This window comes from Candidatus Dedyshia acidiphila, assembly GCF_051025295.1.
Taxonomy (GTDB): Bacteria; Acidobacteriota; Terriglobia; order Terriglobales; family Acidobacteriaceae; genus KBS-83.
The window spans coordinates 84,756-103,188 of the sequence record NZ_JBMGJV010000011.1 but is presented as its reverse complement, the minus strand read 5'-3'; the positions used below and the strand labels follow the sequence as shown (position 1 = coordinate 103,188).

At 64.0% G+C, this 18,433-nt stretch carries 14 protein-coding genes; 7 read left to right on the top strand and 7 right to left on the bottom strand.

The features are described 5' to 3' along the window. A partial coding sequence (lon, locus tag AC5IJH_RS06955) for an endopeptidase La (protein WP_491902083.1) occupies nucleotides 1-2,403 on the bottom strand: 2,403 nt, incomplete at its 3' end. 251 nt (nucleotides 2,404-2,654) lie between these two features. Further along, a complete protein-coding gene (locus tag AC5IJH_RS06950) occupies nucleotides 2,655-3,524 on the bottom strand; it encodes a prephenate dehydratase (RefSeq protein ID WP_491902082.1) in 870 nt (289 codons plus the stop codon). Nucleotides 3,525-3,630: 106 nt separating this feature from the next. On the opposite strand from AC5IJH_RS06950, the gene AC5IJH_RS06945 reads away from it, so the two are divergent. The 3 genes from AC5IJH_RS06945 (at nucleotide 3,631) to AC5IJH_RS06935 (ending at nucleotide 4,426) form a co-directional block, all read left to right on the top strand. Next, a complete protein-coding gene (locus tag AC5IJH_RS06945; protein WP_491902081.1) occupies nucleotides 3,631-3,783 on the top strand; it encodes a lmo0937 family membrane protein in 153 nt (50 codons plus the stop codon). A gap of 62 nt (nucleotides 3,784-3,845) precedes the next feature. Continuing rightward, entirely contained in the window at nucleotides 3,846-3,995 is a 150-nt protein-coding gene (locus tag AC5IJH_RS06940; protein WP_491902080.1) for a lmo0937 family membrane protein, read from the top strand. 140 nt (nucleotides 3,996-4,135) lie between these two features. Further along, nucleotides 4,136-4,426, top strand: a complete 291-nt coding sequence (locus tag AC5IJH_RS06935; protein WP_491902079.1) for a CsbD family protein — start codon at nucleotides 4,136-4,138, stop codon at nucleotides 4,424-4,426. 91 nt (nucleotides 4,427-4,517) lie between these two features. Here the strand turns inward: AC5IJH_RS06935 and AC5IJH_RS06930 are convergent, their stop codons facing one another. The 5 genes from AC5IJH_RS06930 to AC5IJH_RS06910 all read right to left on the bottom strand — a co-directional run bounded on the left by AC5IJH_RS06930 (nucleotide 4,518) and on the right by AC5IJH_RS06910 (nucleotide 15,025). Then, nucleotides 4,518-5,351, bottom strand: a complete 834-nt coding sequence (locus AC5IJH_RS06930) for a UbiA-like polyprenyltransferase (RefSeq protein ID WP_491902086.1) — start codon at nucleotides 5,349-5,351, stop codon at nucleotides 4,518-4,520. Between the two features lie 241 nt (nucleotides 5,352-5,592). After that, nucleotides 5,593-6,375, bottom strand: coding sequence for a BON domain-containing protein (locus AC5IJH_RS06925; RefSeq protein WP_491902078.1), 783 nt, complete (start codon nucleotides 6,373-6,375; stop codon nucleotides 5,593-5,595). 105 nt (nucleotides 6,376-6,480) lie between these two features. Continuing rightward, entirely contained in the window at nucleotides 6,481-10,713 is a 4,233-nt protein-coding gene (locus tag AC5IJH_RS06920; protein ID WP_491902077.1) for a translocation/assembly module TamB domain-containing protein, read from the bottom strand. Further along, nucleotides 10,710-11,735 carry a SurA N-terminal domain-containing protein gene (locus AC5IJH_RS06915; RefSeq protein ID WP_491902076.1) on the bottom strand — a complete coding sequence of 342 codons (1,026 nt, stop codon included), beginning with the start codon at nucleotides 11,733-11,735 and terminating at the stop codon, nucleotides 10,710-10,712. Before AC5IJH_RS06915 ends, AC5IJH_RS06920 begins: the two co-directional genes overlap by 4 nt. A gap of 5 nt (nucleotides 11,736-11,740) precedes the next feature. Beyond that, the gene (locus AC5IJH_RS06910; protein WP_491902075.1) at nucleotides 11,741-15,025 is read right to left on the bottom strand and encodes a BamA/OMP85 family outer membrane protein; all 3,285 of its coding nucleotides are present in this window, start codon (nucleotides 15,023-15,025) and stop codon (nucleotides 11,741-11,743) included. Nucleotides 15,026-15,440: 415 nt separating this feature from the next. On the opposite strand from AC5IJH_RS06910, the gene AC5IJH_RS06905 reads away from it, so the two are divergent. The 4 genes from AC5IJH_RS06905 to AC5IJH_RS06890 all read left to right on the top strand — a co-directional run bounded on the left by AC5IJH_RS06905 (nucleotide 15,441) and on the right by AC5IJH_RS06890 (nucleotide 18,418). Then, nucleotides 15,441-16,598, top strand: a complete 1,158-nt coding sequence (locus AC5IJH_RS06905) for a ThiF family adenylyltransferase (RefSeq protein ID WP_491902074.1) — start codon at nucleotides 15,441-15,443, stop codon at nucleotides 16,596-16,598. Between the two features lie 172 nt (nucleotides 16,599-16,770). Further along, a complete protein-coding gene (locus tag AC5IJH_RS06900; protein WP_491902073.1) occupies nucleotides 16,771-17,496 on the top strand; it encodes an RNA polymerase sigma factor in 726 nt (241 codons plus the stop codon). Nucleotides 17,497-17,519: 23 nt separating this feature from the next. Further along, nucleotides 17,520-17,792 (top strand): anti-sigma factor, encoded by a 273-nt coding sequence (locus AC5IJH_RS06895; RefSeq protein ID WP_491902072.1) that lies wholly within the window; start codon nucleotides 17,520-17,522, stop codon nucleotides 17,790-17,792. Further along, nucleotides 17,789-18,418: a shikimate kinase gene (locus AC5IJH_RS06890; RefSeq protein ID WP_491902071.1), complete on the top strand. Its 630-nt coding sequence runs from the start codon at nucleotides 17,789-17,791 to the stop codon at nucleotides 18,416-18,418. The genes AC5IJH_RS06895 and AC5IJH_RS06890 overlap by 4 nt, the downstream gene beginning before the upstream one ends. Nucleotides 18,419-18,433 lie beyond the last annotated feature (15 nt).

Below are 18,433 nucleotides of genomic sequence, written 5' to 3'. Positions count from 1 at the left end.
CTTCGGCAGCGCGACGGCGAGCACATCTTCGATCGTGTTCGCGTAGTGGATCCGCACGCCATCGATCTGGTCAGGCGTCAGGTCCTCCTCCACGTTCTGCCGGTTTTCTGCCGGCAGGATCACGTCGAGCACACCAGCACGCTTCGCCGCGAGGAACTTCTCCTTGATGCCGCCAACCGGCAGCACATTGCCGCTCAGCGTGATCTCGCCCGTCATCGCGGTCAGCGGATGAATCGGTGTGTCCGTCATCAGCGAGACCAGGGCCGTTGCCATCGCCACGCCCGCCGAAGGACCATCCTTGGGGATGGCGCCCGCCGGCACGTGGATGTGGATGTCCTGCTCCGCCGTGAAGTCCTCGGTCAGCCCCAGACGCCCCGCATTCGAGCGCACCCAGGTCAGTGCGGCCTGCATCGACTCCCGCATCACGTCGCCCAACTGGCCGGTCATCGTGAAGCCGCCCTTGCCCTTCATCCGGTTGGCTTCGATGAACAGCACATCGCCACCCGCCGGCGTCCAGGCCAGCCCGACTGAGACACCAGAGCGCCGCGTCCGCTCGGCAATCTCTGTATCCACGCGCACCTTGATGCCGCCCAGGAACTCGTGGATGATCGCGCGATCGACGACCAGCGTCTCCGTCTTGCCCTCCGCGATACGGCGCGCCTGCTTGCGGCAGACCGTGCCGATCAACTGCTCCAGCTTGCGCACACCCGCTTCGCGCGTGTAGTGGCGCACGATGAATCGCACACTCTCGTCCGGGAACTCGATCAGCGGCCGGCCATCCTCGCCGGGCTGAATGCCGTTCTCCTTGATCTGCCGCGGCACCAGGTAGCGGAACGCGATGTGGACCTTCTCCTCTTCGGTGTACCCGGAAAGGTCGATGATCTCCATGCGGTCACGCAGCGGCTCCGGGATCGGATCGAGCATGTTCGCCGTGCAGATGAACAGCACCTTCGACAGGTCGAACGGCACGTCGAGGTAGTTATCCCGGAACGTGTTGTTCTGCTCGGGATCGAGCGTCTCGAGCAGCGCCGACGCCGGATCACCCCGGAAGTCGCGGCCCAGCTTGTCGATCTCGTCCAGCATGAACACCGGATCGTTGGTCTCCGCACGACGCAGCGCCTGCATGATCTGCCCTGGCAGTGCGCCGATGTAAGTGCGGCGATGGCCGCGGATTTCCGCCTCGTCGTGCATGCCGCCGAGCGAGATGCGCTGGAACTTGCGTCCCAGGGCGCGCGCGATCGAGCGGCCGAGCGAGGTCTTGCCCACGCCCGGAGGTCCGACAAAGCACAGGATCGGCCCCTTCATGTCCGGCTTCAGCCGGCGCACGCTGAGGTAGTCGAGGATGCGGTCCTTCACCTTCTTCAGGTCGTAGTGATCCTCGTCGAGGATCTCCTTCGCCTTGGTGATGTCCACTTCCCCGCCCGAGCTCTTGGTCCACGGCAGCACCGCGAGCCACTCGATGTAGTTGCGCGTGAGCGAGTAATCGGCCGCCATCGGCGACATGCGGGAGAGGCGGTTCAGCTCCTTGGTCGCCTCCTTCTTCACGTCTTCCGGCAGTCCGGCTGCTTCGATCTTGTCGCGCAGCTCCTGGATATCCTTCTGGCCCTCGTCCATTTCGCCGAGTTCCTTCTGGATCGCCTTCATCTGCTCGCGCAGGTAGTAGTCGCGCTGCGACTGCTGCACCTGGTCCTGGACCTCGGACTGGATCTTGTTGCGCAGCTGCTGAACTTCGAGCTCCTTCGCCAGGTGCTTGTTGACCCGCTCCATGCGGACCACGACATCGGGCGTCTCGAGCAGCTCCTGCTTCTCGGTTGTCGGCAGGAACGGCAGTGACGACGCGATGAAGTCAACCAGCCGGCCCGGGTCTTCGATGTTGAGCGCGATGGTCTGCAACTCGTCCGACAGTGTCGGCGAGGAGCTCACGATCTGCTGGAACTGCGAGGTAACGTTGCGGTGCAGCGCCTCCATCTCGGCGCCCTTGGGCGCGACCAGGTCCGGCACCGTCTCGACCGATGCCGTCATGAACGGCTCAAACTGATTGAATTCGCCCAGCCGCACGCGTTGGGTGCCCTCGGTAAAGACAAAGAGGCTCTGGTTGGGCATTTTGACGACCTTATGGACGGTCGCCAGGGTGCCGACGGAATGTAGATCGCTGGGTTGGGGTGCGTCCACGCGGGCGTCGCGCTGCGCCACGACGACGACCGTCTTCTCCTCGCCCAGAGACTGGATCAGCTGGATCGAGCTCTCGCGTCCTACGGTCAGCGGGAGAACGGCGTGGGGAAACAGCACGGTATCCCGGACTGGCAGGATGGGGAGAACCCGGCCCCCCTGGTCCGACGCGGCGCGCTCTTCGCGCTGCAGACGGTTGGAGGGTTCGATGATGCTTAGAAAATCGCTAGCCATGAGTGTCCTTCTATCAAGTTCGTGTACATTGGACGCATCACATCTGCAAAGGTCGCAAATTCCCCACCATCCCTTCGCCGCCTGTTCTCGGCCGGTCTCTGCTAGGTGGGATGCCCTGACCTTTGCCGCCCTGTTCACCCTATCGGCGAAATATGACGCATCCGGACCGCTTCTGAGCAGCCCGTCAGCGAAACACTCATTACGGCGGTGCGGGAATGCGGGTGCCCTCCCAGGCAACTTTCCCGCAAGTGTCAGGAAGAGTGGCTCTGGCTGGCGCCGGTCGGTTCGTCCGCGAGCTGCGCAAACTCACTGGCCGCCGTGTAGCTGCCCAGCAGCTTGAGGCGCGTACACAGCCCCGGCAACTGATCGAGCAGGCGCTCGGCCGCAGGGGCGCTACGGAACAGCACATCGAGGAAGAAGTGGTAATGCCAGGGACGCCCATGCACCGGGCGCGACTGCTGCAGGCACAGATTGCCGCCGGCGCCTGCGATCGTCGTCAGCACCTCTGCCAGCGCACCCGGGCGGTTGTTGAGTTCGCAGCACAGACTCAGCTTCTGCGTTCCTTCGACCACGCCCGCGGCGCCATCGGCCCGCACCATCAGGAACCGCGTGAAGTTCGCCGGATCGTCTTCGACACCCTGCACCAACACGATCCCGCCGTAGAGATCCGCTGCCTTGATGCCGGCGATCGCGGCCGAGTGCCGGTCCCGGAGCTGCACAATCTGCTTCACCGAGCCGGCTGTGTCATAGAACGCCATCGGCTCGATCCCGGGGTGCTCGCGGAAGAAGGCACGGCACTGCGCCAACGCGACCGGGTGCGAGTAGACGCGCTGCACTGACTCAATGTCGCTATCACGGTTACCAATCACGTGGTGCTGGATGCGTACCAGGGTCTCCCGCTCGATGTGGACGGCCCGCTCGCGCAGCAGGTCGAAGTGCTCCACCACCGAACCCGCCAGCGTGTTCTCGATGGGCACAACGACGGCATCGACATAGCCCTTGGCTAACTGGTCGAATGCTTCGGCCGACAGCATGCAGGGAGCGATGGATGCACGCGGAACAAACTCGAGCGCTGCCTGGTGACTGAATGAACCCAGTTCACCCTGGATGGCTATCTTCATGAGCCTCTTGGACCTGGAGTTATTTGGCGTGAGCACGGCAACCGCTTGGCCGCCAAGCGCACCATACCATACCGAAGCGCGCTTTCCTGGTAAGGAGAAAGATCAAATGCTCTGGACAATCTTCGTTGTACTGCTGGTGCTGTGGCTACTGGGCTTTGTGGGCTTCCACGTTTTGGGTGCGTACATTCACATCCTGTTGCTGGTCGCTCTCGTCGTGCTGATTCTGCAGCTCGTCGGCGGACGCCGCACAGTCGTATAGACAGCAACACCCGCCTTCCTGAGCTATACCCAAGCGCAGTTCTGGTCAGGAGAAAGACAAATATGCTTTGGACGATTTTCGCAGTATTGGTTGTGCTGTGGCTGCTGGGCTTCCTCGTCTTCCATGTCGGTGCGTTGATCCACATCGTTCTGGTGATCGCCGTCATCGTGCTGGTCTGGCAGCTGATTAGCGGCCGACGAACTGCAGTTTAGGCAACAGCTCTAAGTCCCCCTGAGGCAGCCGTTCCCCCGGGAACGGCTGCTTTGCCACCATTCCTCCCACCCCGAAGGCAGGCCGATCCAGGAGAGGCCTTCCTTCCGTTCGCGCAGCACACTCCTGGAAGGAGATCCCCTTGGATAACGATCGCATCAGTGGCAAGTTCGACCAGGCAATCGGCAAGATGAAGCAGAAGGTCGGCGATGCCGTCGGCAATGATCATCTGGCAAACGAAGGTGTTGCCGATCAGGTGAAAGGCTCGGCGAAAGAGACCTGGGGCAACGTAAAGGATGCGGCGCGGACCACCGGCAGCAATGCCCATGACGATGCAGCCGCAAACCGCGAAACCGTCAGCGATCACGTGACCAATGCGAATGAAAGCGTCAACGACAAGATCGATAACTTCAAGGACCGCCGCAGGGCTTAGGTCCGCAACGACGTTCGACTCGAAGGGGGTCTGCGCTACGGCGCGACCCCCTTCTGCGTTTCGCAGCTAACTCCCCGCAGCTAATGCAAAGCTAGATGCGGTGCGAGATCATCACGGCCGCAGCAACGAAGAAGAAGAACAGCACTGAGATCACGCCGTTCAACGTGAAGAATGCCGCATCCATGCGCCGCATATCTTTCGGCGACACGATCGAGTGCTCATAGAGCAGCAGCGACGTGACCACGGCCAGTCCCCACCACGCCACCTCGCCCAACCCGAACAGCACCAACAGCCACGCCAGCAGCAGCAGCATGATGCCGTGCATCATGCGCGCCAGCGCAAATGCGCGATAGAGCCCCAGCGCCGCGGGTAGGCTACGTAGCCCAACACGCCGGTCGTGCTCCGCATCCTGGCACGCGTAGAGCACGTCGAATCCAGCGACCCAGAACAACACCGCCGCCGTCAGCACCAGGATGCGCGGATCGAGCGAGCCGCGAATCGCGATCCACGCCGCGGCCGGCGCAATCCCCAGCGCGAGCCCCAGCACCAGGTGCGACCAGCGCGTCCAGCGCTTCATGTACGAGTAGCCCAGCACGATCAGCAAAGCGACCGGCGAGAGTAGCAGCGTGAGACGATTCAGTTGCGCAGCGGCCAGTACGAACAGCACCGCCATCAACGCAGTAAAGCCGCCTACAAAATTCCGCGACAGCAGCCCGGCAGGAATCGCGCGCTTCGCCGTGCGCGGATTTGCTGCGTCCAGCTCCGCATCCGCCCAGCGATTGAAGGCCATCGCCGCGGAGCGCGCCGTGACCATGCAAACAACGATCCATAGCAAGGGCAGGAGCCGCGGCCAGCCACCCGCAGCCAGCACCGCACCGGTAAGCGCAAAGGGTAGCGCGAAGATCGAGTGCTCCCACTTGATCATCTCGAGCGTCGTGCCCAGATGACGCACCCACGTTGCTCCGCCTGCTGCCACGCCCTGCCTCCCTTCCGCTCTCTTCAGTGTACTGAGCAGGGAAGGACGGAGGAGGGCGAGCGTGCAGGACAGTTCAAGTAGCGGGGTGCAAACGAAGGGCGGGAGAAAAGTAGAGGGAGAGAGGGCAGGCCATCCCTGCTCGCGATCTCCCTCTTCGCTGCTTGCTCAGCTAGGTTCTCTTCTCTGCTAGCTAGCGCTTTTCGCTGCCGGCGTTCGCGACCTGCAGATTGTTGGTCACGCTGAAAACGCCGGGCACGGTGTTCGCCTGGATGCCCGCAACATCCTTGTCGGCCTGGGTATCGACCACGCCCGAGAGGATCACGTGTCCGTTCACCACCGTGATCCGGATCGGATTCGCGGGATTGATCGCATACTTGTTGAGTGACGGATAGCCATAAACCGTCCGCGCGACACGAACGCGCGTCTCGTCATCCATCGGCGAGACCGGATCCACCTGGATCTTGTCCACCACATTTGTGACTCCTGGAGTGTGGCTGGCCAGGTTGAGTGCCGAGCTCTTCGCCACCGGCCCCAGCGCGTGTCCGCTGAGTGTCGCCACGCCGTTGTTCACCGAGACTTCGATCGCATTGAACGCGTTGCCGTAACCCACGCGATCGTAGGCCAGCTGTTTGCCAATTTTGTCCGCGAGCTGCTGGTCTGTGGTTTCGCCGCTCTGCACCTGAATGTCGTTTACCACCGACTGCAGATTCTTCACCTTGCCGATGCGCTTCTCCGCATCCTGCTTGTCGGCGTAAACCTTCACCGAACCAGTCAGTGTGGCAATTCCACTCTGCACCGAAGCCTGCACGCCAGAAAAGCGCGAGCCCTTCAGCTTGCCTTGCACCTCTTTGAGGATCTGGCTGTCGTTCTTGGTCGAGTCTTCGATCGCAGCGTGAGCGGCCGGCGTTAGAACCGCGCCGGCAAGCGGGGCAGCCAGCAGCGTGGTCGCCAGAAGAGTTGTTGCGATGCGCATGTCGTTCTCCTTGCAGGCGTGCTCGCCTGAGCGAGCACGCATCGGAAGCAGCGCGCCGAGCCTAACACGGCGCGGTCTTCCTGCTATAAGACGCGTTGCCCGGGGCTAACGATAGCGCTTATGTATCTTGAAAAGCAGGCTGAATACATCCGCCTCATCCCGCACTGCAGTGATCGAGAGCGTCGGACTTAGGTTAATCTGCGCCTGGATGAGCTGCTGAGTCGTCGCGTTCACGCTGGTCGCATATGTGAGCAGCACCTTTTGGCCCACGTTCTGGGTCACCGTAATACGTGCGCTCGACTGGCCGAGAGAGCCGGTATACGTCGGGTCGATCTTGACGCTGCCCACGCCAAACAGCTTCTGAATACGATTGCTCACGGTCGCGTTCAGTGCGCCGCTCAGCAGCGCGTTGGTCGTGCCGTTCACGCCCGCCGCTTGCTGCTGCGTGCTGTAGATGGACTGCTCTTCTTGCGTGCGCCCCTGCGCCAGCAGCGAGATCACATCCGCCTCCGGCAAGGGCGGCTCGGAGCGGAAGGTCGGTGTCAACTTGTCGGCAGTTCCGTGCAGCCCGATGGTGACGTCGTAGTCCTCGATCCGCGTCGTCGCGTCCAGGTCAATGACCGGCTCGATCCGCACCGGGTTCGTGAAGTAGATATCGCCGTGCTGTAACTGGTAGGTGGTGCCGTTGTAAGTCGCTTTACCATCGGTGATGTTGATGCGCCCCAGCACGGCGGGCTGCGCCGCTGTACCGCGAATACGCAGGTTCACGCTGCCCGCAATCTGCGCATAAGAGTTCTGGAAGTCCATCTGCGGCGCCGATGTGATGTGCACATCCAGGCGCAGGTGATTGCCAAAGGCATTCGGGTCCGGCGGCGCAGACACCGCGCCCGAGCCGCCAAGCGCCGCAAAGTCCACATTCTCGCCCACCAGGAAGCGGGTGATCAGCACATTGCCGCTCAGCAGCAGCGAGCTCGTCGAGCCCTGCAGCCGTAGGTTCGCATCCGTCGTCGTGCTCAGCCCCGCGAAGCGAAAGCGCGTGCTCTTCGCATTCGCCGTGATGTCCGCGTACACGCCCTGCTGGTAGATGATGAAGCCGCCCAGCAGCAACTGGCCGCCACCCGTGGTCGCCTTCATGTCTCGCAGTTCGAGCCGGTCCTGGCTGAACACCATCGAGCCGTTCAGATGGCTGATCCCGTTCGGAATCGCCTGGTAGGCAACGTTGATGTCGTTGAAGACGATCTGCCCCTGCAGGTCTGGCTTCTTCAGCGCGCCCTGCGCGGTGAGGTTGAAGGTGACGTGGCCGGACGAGGTCAACTGCGGACTGAAGCTCTGCGCCAGCCGCGCATTCACCGAGCCATGCGCCTGGGCATCGAGACCGCCCTCACCGAACAGATCCGCCGTGCCGCCGGCAATCAGGTTCGTATCCTCGGCATCGATCTCCAACTGGTCGAGGCGCAGCACGCCGTTTGCGAGCGAAGCGCGAATGGGGCCCTTGCTCGTCAGCGGCTGACCTTCGAGTGTCGCCTGGAACTGCTGGATCTCTGCTGTGCCGCTCAGCCGCTTCGGCGTCTTCGCCGGGCCGCGCACCGTGATCACACCGGCAAAGTCCGAGCTGCCTTTCACCCCGTTCACGTTCAGCAACTGCATCACCGGCGCGAAGTTCAACTGCGCAAAGGTGAGCCTGGCCTGCATCGGATAATCGCCGACCAGCTCCACCTGGCCAGTCACATTGAACTGCGCCTGCGCCAGCCCCGCCTTCGTGTTCAGAAAGACGGTATGCCCGGTGGTGTGTACCTCGGCATTCACGTCGCCGGCATTCTGCTCGTTCAGCGTGAGGTGCGCCAGCGACAGCGTGCCGTTCACCTGCGGCGCCTCGGCCGTGCCGGCTGCGTGCAGATCGAACTTCAGCGCGCCACCTACCTTGTTGCTGCCCTGCAGCTTCTGGATATGCGCCAGCTCAAAGCCATTGCCCTGCACGTTGGCATGGAAGCTCTTCGCGTCCAGGTTGTAATCCGCATCGCCGGTCAGCCGTCCACCATTCTGTAACAAGGCCAGGTTCGTAATGCCGAGCGTCTGCCCGGCAAACCGCAAGTCCGTGTTCAGGCTCTTGTACGGCTCGCCATAGATGTCCCCGCCAGCCACCGAGAGGTGACCGCCGCCGTTCAGCCTGTCCAGCGTGCCGCCCGCGTGCGCCTGCAGATTCAGGGTGCCGGTCACGGGAACGCTCTCTCCCGCAATCGACAGCAGTTCGGGAATGCTGGCGTTCTCAATTCGCGCATCGGCGGAAAGTGCCGAATGATTGTTAAACGCGAGCTGGCCATGCCGCGTACGCGCCGCGTGCAACTGCCCGCTGGCATGGATCGCCGTCTTCTGCCGCGTCAGCGACAGGTTGCTGACGGAGATCAACGCCGGGCTGTACTCCGCATCCGCTTCCAGGTCGTCCCACTGCACTGTCTGCTGCGTGCCCTGCGAGGGCGGCGGCGGATGCGGCGGGGTCGCGCTCACCGGCACACGCGGCTGCGGCACTGGCGGCACCTGTGCTTGTGTCTCAATCACAGTGGCAAAGTCACGAGCGCTCAGGTGCCCGCGCACATCCGGCGCCTTCAGCGACCCGGTCAGCGTGCCATGGAACCCCGCCTGCCCATGCAATTGCACCGGCACGGCGGCCACACCCTTCTTGCCCTTCGACTGCACACCCAAGGCAATGAGCGCTCGATTGAATTCGTTCAGATTGCTATTGGTGAAGTCGATGTTGAGCGACGTAGGCCCGGTCAGCGGCGAGAAGGCCGCCTGCCCCCGCACCCCGACAAACGTTGCCGGCGTGTGCAGCTCTACCTGCCGCGCAGTGAGCTTGCCGCCGCGCATCGCATACGTCGCGTCCACGGTGCCGCGCATCGGCACCTCGTTCGGCGTCGGCGGCCGCGGTGGCGTCAGGTTCAGCTTCGTGCTTGCCACCAGGTCTGCCGGCGAACCTTTCCAGCGAATGTCTGCGGTGCCGTCCACCTGGGTGTCGAAGCCGAGGTTGTCGTACTTCTGCAGCGCGATAATCTCAAACACGGTCGTGGGCCGGATGCCGAAGACCCGCGCATGGATCTGTGCGTCCTGATTCGCGGCAGGCGTTGTCTGTGCCTGTGGTGGTTTCTTGTTATCTGGTACCCCGGCAGTGGCAGCAGCCGCCGGCGTGCTCGGCGCGGCTGCCGGCAGATAGTGTGCCACCCGGATGTCCGCATCCAGCCCGCCGCCCTGCCGCAGCCGCACCTTCAGGTCCGGCGCCGTGATCAGGTCCTGGGTCGCGCGCAGCGACGTCGTCGCATTCACGCCGCGCAGCGCCAGCGACGCTGTCTTGTACGTGGCGTTCCGCACATCCACGTGGCCGGTGACATCGAAGCTCGTCGCCGCCACCCCCTGCCCCTTGATCGAGAGTCCCAGCTCGCCGGGCCCCAGTCCTTCCACCGCCGCCAGGTCGGCCACCTCGCGCAGATCGATCGAGCCCTGCGCGCCGATGTTCCAGTGCTGCGCCGCAAAGTCGTTCAGCACGCCCGAGGCATCGAGCCGCGACGCGCCCGAGGTGAAGTGCAGTCCGTCCAGCTTGACCGAGTTGCGCGCCATCTCCACATTCATCTCGAGCGTGGAACGCACCGCTGGCGCGCGGCCGCGCTGCGCCGTCAGGTCCTCGATATGCAGCGTGCCGAGGTAGCTCTCCGGCTGCGCACGATAGGTCACCGTCGCGGACATATTGTTCGCCGCCACATTGAACGGCAGCGCTCGCTGATTCAGCAGCAGCATGCCGTTGTTCAGCGCGGTGCGATCGACCGCCAGGTCGAACAGCGTGTCCGTCACCGGTTTGTTGCTGGTCGACTTCGTCTTCGGCGTCGGCTGATTCGTCGTGCCATTCGGATAGAAGATCAGGTGGGCGACAGGATGATCCGCCTCGAGCAGCCGCAGTCCGAACTTTGCCTGGAAGAGCGCGATGATCTTCGCCTGCACCTCCAGCCGGTCGACATGCAGATACGGTACCTCTCCCGGACCCTCGAGACCATGGATGGTGAGGTCGTCCACTTCCGCATCCAGCCGGAGAGGATGCCAGCGAAAGCGTGCCACTTCCACGCGGCCACCCGTCGCATCGCCCAGCGCCTGGATCAGCTTCGTGCGCACCATGCCCGCGAATGAGTTCGTGTTGATGTACCAGAACCCGAGCCCGAGCAGCACCACGAACACCAGTGCGAGAATGCCGAGCACACGCAGCACACGATGCCGTCGCGCTCCCCGGCCAACAGGCGCGGGCGCGAGCGACGGGCGCGCTCTGGGTGGAATCGGCGGATCCGGCTGCGTGCTCACTGATCGCCTCCACTAGGCGTCTCTGGCGTCGTCGTCGGCGCACTCGCGGTCGTGGTGGTCGTTCCCGCCGAGCCGCCCTGCGTGCCGAGCTGGTTGTAAGCCGGATCGAGAATCTGCACGCTTCCGGCATCCTTCAGGCTGCGCAGGTAGTCGGTCAATAGCACGTTCACGTGCTGCTCCAGCAGCACTTCTTCGATGCGCGACGACACGTTGGCCAGCGGCGGCGGCGGCAGCTTGCGTGCATTGAACTGCGGCACCAGCGTCTCGCGGTAGTACTTCTCAATCTCAGGCTTCGCGATCCGGATGCCCATGCGAAAGCGCACCCCGATGAAGTTGAGGATCTGCATCCGCTCCTTCCAGCGGCGGTGGAACTCCTTCTCCGAGTAGCCATGCGCGGTCAGGAAGCTGCGCCAGCCCTCGTCGCTCTCGCACTGATTGCATCCCGGGATATGGCGGCGCAGCTCCGCAATCTGCTTGTTCACGTCCTCGTCCGAGGGCGGCTGTGCAAGTTGCTGCTCGCTCATTTGCTCCAGCAGCAGTGTCCTGTTCACAATCTGCTGCATCGCCTCGAGCGGTGTGAACTCGCCTTTCGGCACCCCCACCGGCTCGAACACCGCAAAGTGCTGCTGCTCCCGCACATCGCTCGCCAGGATGACCTCGCCATTGATCACCGCGACTGCGCGATCCAGTGTCACCGCGCCCGCCTGAGGCGGCAGCTTCGGCCGCACTGGCGCGGTGGTCGAGCCATCTGTCGGCTTCAGCTCGGGGAGGAATGTCAGGCCGCCGCGCTCCTTCACTGCGCTGCCCGGCGCCGCCTGCTCTTCGTGCGTCAGGCCACCCGTGTTCGCGACGCCATTCGCCGGCCCCACCGGCGCCTGCTGGGTGGACGTGCCGATGTTGCCGGTGCCGGTCGAAGGCGTAAGGCCCGGGTTGTCCCCGTTCTGCGCCAGGGCGACGCCGGGCAATAGCAGCAGCGCCGCGGCCAGCCCGCAGAGAAAGAGGTCGAAGATGTTCCGCCGCATCCGCATCAGAACGTCTGCCCGATCGAGAAGAAGAAGTTGAAGTGACCCGCCTGCCCGGTCTGTGGCTGCGGCACATTTGAGGTCGAGCTCTGGTAGTTGTAGACCTCGGGGTAGTAAGGCGGGTTAAGGTTGTAACTCAGATCGACACGTATGGGACCAATCGGCGTATGGTAGCGCGCACCGGCGCCGATCGCGTGCGACCAGTAGTTGAAGCTGCAGGGCGACTCCATGACATGGAGCGTGCCATCCGGATTCGTCGATACCTTGGGCACTGTTTTGCAACTCGCCTCATTCGGCTGGTGGAAGTGCGCGAAGCTCGGAAACACGTCGCCCGATGTCGCAAAGACGTTGCCCATGTCATGGAACAGCACAAAGCCGAGATTGTTGCCCACCAGCGGCAGGTTGGGATACGGCGTCCGCAACTCCAGCGAGTTCACCGCCACCGCCGCTCCGCCGATCGGGTAGCCCGTCTCAGGGTCGCGCGGTCCTGCGGCATTGATCGCGAACCCGCGATGCGATGTCGCCCCACCTGCGTAGAGCTTCTCGGGCAACGGGATCAGCAGTTGATCCCCCTTGCCAAAGCTGCGCTCCTGTCCGTAACGCGTCTCGCGCGCGAACACCCAGTGCCGCTTGCCGAAGTCGAGATACGACGAGTTCGTCAGATCCACGCGGCTGAAGTTCGCCTGCGACGCGAAGCGCGTGGCCGATAGAAACGTCTGCAGGCTGGTGAACATGCCGCGGTGTGCATCGAGAGGATCGTCGCGCGTGTCTCGAATAAAGCTGAACCCCGGGCCGCCCACGCGCGCCGGCTGGGACAGCAGTGGAATCAACGCCAGGCTCACCTGGATGCTGTTCGGATTCACCTTCACCTCGCGGTAGGAGAAGGAGTAGATCAGCGTGGTTGGCTTGCTGATCTTCTCTGTCACACGCGCGGTGGCAAACAGCGACGACGCCTGGAACGTCGTCACGTTCTGACTGCTCGTGTAGCCGCCCGAGAGCGATCCGGCGAAGGTCGGATTGTGGAACAGCTGCGGAATTTGGTAGAGCACCACTGCCTGCTGCTCGAGCGTGCCGTAGTTCGTCCGCAGCGTCGCCGACTGCGCCGTGCCGAACAGGTTGATGCGCGACACGTCGAAGATCAGGTTCGGGCTCAAGCCGAAGTGCCCATTCGCGCTCGCGTTGTACGTGCTCGGGTTCAGCCCCTGCTGGATCAGGTAGGCCGCCGACGGGCTGTTGCGGTAGGGGGTTCCGGTCTGCGCCTGGAAGCCGAATCCATACGTCACATCCCAGCGCTTCGCCTCGGTCGAGAGCAGCAGCACATCCTTGTGCGATTGCAAGCCCGTCTGGTTCTGAATTGCCGTGTCGACCTCGTTGAACAGCGCAAGGTTATAAAGCCGCCGCTGCGAATCGAGCAGCGCCGTCTGGTCGATCGGCTGGTCCGGCCGCACCGTCACCCGCGGGTCTACCGTGCTCGGCTTGGTGTAGTGCAGCCCGGAGACCAGCACATCCTTGATGAAGACTTGGGTGCCCTCGGACACGTTCATGTCGATGTCGACCAGCCCCGGACTTTGTGGATCCGTGTGCTGCAGCACGTTCACCGTCGCGTTGGGATAGCCATGGCTCAGGTAATAGCTCTGGATCAGGTCGCGGTCCCCGATCACGTTCAGCGACGAATAGGGCTGCCCCACCTCGGTATTCAACTGCCCGCGCAGCGCATCGGGTGAGATCTTCACCATCCCGTTCAGCTTGTACTGCCCGATCTTCTGCTGCTGGCCTTCCTCGATTCGGTAGGTCACATCAATGTGCGCCGTCGTACGACCCTTCTTGTCCTTGCTGTCGATGTCGCGCACCTCTGGTGTCACTTTGACGTGACTGAAGCCGCTGCCCTCGTAAAGCGCCGTCAGGTTGCTCGCGTCGGACTCGACCATGCCCTGGCTGTAGGTGCCGTGCCGCTCGACGAAGTTCGCCGGCCGCACGCTCACATGCTCTTCGAGCGTGTCGTGATCGAAGTACTTCCCTCCCACGATCCGCACGGAATCGACGCGATGCTCCGCCCCGCGGTCCACTTTGTACAGAACCGTGACTTCACTCTTCGAGTTATGCACCGGCTCGTGCGTCACCGTGGCGTCGAAGTAGCCCTTGCCCTGCAGGTCGCTGCGCAGGTTGTGCGCGCCCTCGTTCACCAGGTCCAGATCGACCGTGCCCTCTTCATAGATCGGCACCAGCCGCTGGATGGTGCTGTTGCCGATGCGTGCGCCTTCCACCTGCACCTTCACCACCGGCCCCTGGTTCGCCTGGAAGACGTAGTTGACCTCGTTCTTCGCAGCGTCGTAGTGCGCCGTCTCGAGCGTGATCGCGCCCGCCCAGTGCTGCTTTTTGTCGTAGTACTTGCGCAGCCGGGTCAGGGCGCGGCTCACCGTCTGGCGATCCACCTTTCTGCCCTCTTTCAGCTTGCCGACCTTGCGAAACTGCTCCGGAGACATGCCCGGCGTGCCCTTGATCTCCACCGCGCCAATGTGCGCCACGCGCCCCGGCTTGATGTTGTAGACCACGTTCACTTGCGAGTGCACCGGATCGAGCTGCTCCCGCCGCTCCACCGTCGCCTGGTACAGTCCGTTCTCCTGCAGCGAGTTCTCCATCGACGCCTGCGAGGCATCGAGCTTGCGCTGGTTATAGCGCGAGCCCGGCTGCAGGCGCTCCGCGGCCACTAGTTGCGCCTGCAACTGGTCGTTCTTCACTCCGAAGATCTGTGTGCGTCCGATGAACAGCCGTGGATCGCCGGAGAACACCACCTTTACGCCATCCGCCGTCGGCGTTCCCTGCACTTCGATTGAGTCGTATAGCCCCGATTCGTACAGCCGGCGCAGGCTCTCCCGCACCTTGCGGTCGTCGAGCACATCGCCGGGCTGCAGCGACAGTTGCCCCGGCAGCGGCGTCAGCATTGCCCCGGTCACACCCGCAAATTGAATCGACGTGACCTTCCGTCCTTCGAATCGCTCCAGCCCCGGCAGCGGCGCTCCCGTCGACTCCTCAGAGGTCTGCGTAGCGTGCTGCTCTCCCTCGCCCTCCGGAGAGACGACCGCCGGCTCTGTGTTGGTCTTGGGGGGCGCGATCGCAGGCGGCGCCTGTTGCGACTGCCCGCCCGCAGCGCCCGGCGTCGTCTGCCCCGGTGTCGGAGTCTTCGACTGCGGCTGTGGCGACGACGGATTCAGCGGCACCGGCTGCTGCGCACGTGCGGCGAGCGGACACAGCGCCGCCCCGGCCAGCACAAGAGACGCGGCTCTCAGCACAGAGCGCGCCCCCGTGCGGGGGCGTTCCGTGGTCCTGCCACCTGGTTCCTCGGTCTTCGGCGTCTTCCGGCCGCGACCGTCAAGCACTGCAATCAAAGGACCTCGCCCTGCGGTGCGCCATTGAGATTTGTTCCTGCGACTTCAGGCCCGGGGTGGACGCCAGCGCTCTTCGCCCGCCACTTCGGTCGTTGTGCCTGACCGCCACCACTGAGACAGGCCCGAACGCCCATAGGCGCAGTCCCGGGAGAGTGGTCGGATCGTGCGGAACACGGCAGCATACGATCCGTGAGATGCGGCAAGCCAAGAACTCACGACGCATTCGGCTTCGACCGCACTGGCGTCCCGGAACTCTGCCGCCCGAGCCGCGCGAACGTTCTGCGGCGCTGTGCCTTCGGGTCTTTCTATACTAGAGCGGATGCAGCACAGCAGCCCAGTGACGACCGTAGCTGCCGCGGAGCCCGCAGAGCCCTTACCCTCTGCTCAGGAACTTGACGATTCCGCTGCGCCGGAGACCCCGGCTCCCGCCGCCCCTGCCCACGATTCCACCGCTCCCGCTCTGGACTTCACCGACCGCTACTCCCGCCAGGTGCTGTTCGCGCCCATCGGCACAGACGGTCAGGCCCGTCTCGCCGCCGCGACCGTCGCGATCGTCGGCTGCGGCGCCACCGGAGCCGCGGCAGCCGCGCTGCTTGCGCGCGCCGGTGTCGGCATCCTGATTCTGATCGATCGCGACTTCGTCGAAGGCAGCAACCTGCAGCGCCAGGTCCTCTTCGACGAGGCAGACGCCGCCGCGGCGACACCCAAGGCAGAGGCGGCCTGCCGCCAGATCGCGCGCTTCAACCGCGAGGTCACGGTGCGTGCGCACGTCGCCGACCTGGTCCCGGACAACATACACGCCCTGCTCGCCGGCGCAGACCTGATCCTCGACGCGACCGACAACTTCGAAACCCGCTACCTGATCAACGACTACGCGGTCGAGCAGCAGCGCCCCTGGATCTACGCAGCCGCCGTGGGCGCCTATGCCGCGACGATGAACATCCTGCCCGGCGCCACCGCGTGCCTCGCCTGCGTCTTCCCCAAGCCGCCCACCGGCGTGGTCGAGACGTGCGACACCGCCGGCATCCTGAACACGGCAGTGAACTTCGCCGCCTCGCTCGAGGTCACTGAGGCACTCAAGTACCTGACCGGCCGCACTGCCGAGATGCGCCGCACCCTGCTCGCCTGGGACCTCTGGCAGAACGAGCGCTCCGAGGTCCAGGCTTCGCGCCCGCGCCCCGGCTGCGACGTCTGCGACCTGCGCAACTTCGTGCACCTCCGTGGCGAGGGCCGCCCGCACATTACCCTCTGCGGCCGCAACTCGGTCCAGATTCACGAGCATCATCGGCCCGTCGACCTCGCCGCCACCGCCGCCCGCCTCCGCCCCCACGGCGAGGTCCGCCACAACGGCCTGCTGCTCCAGTTCCGCCGCGGTCCCCACACACTCACGCTCTTTGCCGATGGCCGCGCCCTCATCCAGGGCACGACGGACATCACCCTCGCCCGTACCCTCTACGCCAGATTCATCGGCAGCTAAGGTGGAGCGGTCGGCGGGAAGCCGTCGGCGAAAGGCCGGCTTCCCAAGGAGCGGTTGGCGTAGTCTCTGCCGGCTCCTGACCAGCCAACCCGGGCAACCCTCCAGGCCACTTCCGCGTCAGAACGAGCACTGCCCCCGACCAGCGTTTCTGAAAAGGATTCCGCATCTCACCATGAAGACTGCGTTGGCGAGCACCAAGACACTCATGAATAAATCAGTGACGAACGGCGTGTTTTCCCCACCCGCCAAATCTTCCGAAACCAATGGTCCGGAGCGGCAGAAGGGCAATCAGCACCTTCGCCGCAATCCTCCGATTGCTGGCGAAGCCGAGGCGATTGCGGCTGCCCAGGCGGGCGATGGGCTTGCTTTTGAGCGGCTCTATTCTCTGCACAAACGGCGCGTTTATTCGCTCTGCCTGCGCATGCTCGGTAATGTCGCCGAAGCCGAAGACCTCACCCAGGAAGCCTTCCTCCAGCTCTATCGCAAGATCGGCACCTTCCGCGGCGACTCGGCCTTCTCTACCTGGCTGCACCGGCTTGCCGTCAACGTCGTGCTGATGCACCTGCGCAAGAAGGGCCTACCCCAGGTCTCGCTTGAAGAGACCCTGGAGCCGTCACAGGAAGACGGCCCGCGCAAGGACATTGGCGCCCGCGACCTCATGCTGTCCGGTTCCATCGACCGGGTCACGCTCGAGCGCGCCGTCGGCGACCTGCCGCCCGGCTACCGCCTGGTCTTCGTCCTTCACGACGTCGAAGGCTATGAGCACAACGAAATTGCCGATATGTTGGAATGCTCCATCGGTAATAGCAAATCGCAACTTCACAAGGCACGCATGAAGCTGCGTGACCTGCTGCGCACGGGGCAGCAGAACAACACACGGCGAGAGGCGCTGCCATGAGCTGGGCCGACGACACCAAAACCATGAAAACCAACCAAACCACTCTCTCCTGCGCCGAGTTCCAGGAACAGCTCCCCGAGCTGTTCGAATCCGGAGCCTCGCTGCAGGAGCAGGACCATCTGAAGACCTGCGAGCAGTGCAGTGCCCTGGTTCGTGATCTCGAGTACATTGCGCAGCAGGCCAAGCTGCTGCTGCCGATCCATGACCCCAGCCCGGCCGTCTGGACCAACATCCAGACGACGCTCTCCACGGACCAGAACGGCAACAGCGCCACGCCGAGCTCTCGTCCGAAATGACCCAGCGCGGCCCCAACGGGCCTCGCCGGATCGTCCTCACCGGGTTCATGGGGGCTGGCAAGACCACCGTGGGCCGCCTGCTGGCGAGCCGCCTCGGCTGGCCGTTCCTCGACATTGATCAGCGCATCGCGGCCGAACAGCAGCTCTCCATTGCCGACATCTTCGCCCGCCGCGGCGAGCCGCATTTCCGCGCCCTTGAACTGGCTGCAATCCAGTCCGCTCTCGCACAGGACCCGGTCGTCCTCGCTCTGGGCGGCGGCGCCATCGAGACCCCGGGGGTCCGCGCGCTGCTCCTCCCCTCGCCTGACCCCACCAGCGCCCCACGGCACTTCGCAACTGATACAGTGACGATTTATCTCGCGGCTCCCTTGCCGGAGCTGCTCGCCCGCTGCCACGCCGAACCCGCAGCCGGCACCGTCCCTGTTCGCCCCTTGCTGGCTTCCACCGAGGGCGGAAGTGCTGCTGTCGAGCAGCGCTTCGCCCATCGCCTGCCCTTCTATCGCCAGGCGCATCTCATCGTGGACACCGCCGAACTCGCTCCGCAGCAGGTGGTCACGCACATTCTGGACGCGCTGTTCGCGCCGTTCCCCGCACAGAACGCAAACCGCGAGATCCCGGCACAGTAGAATCGCTGCCCATCG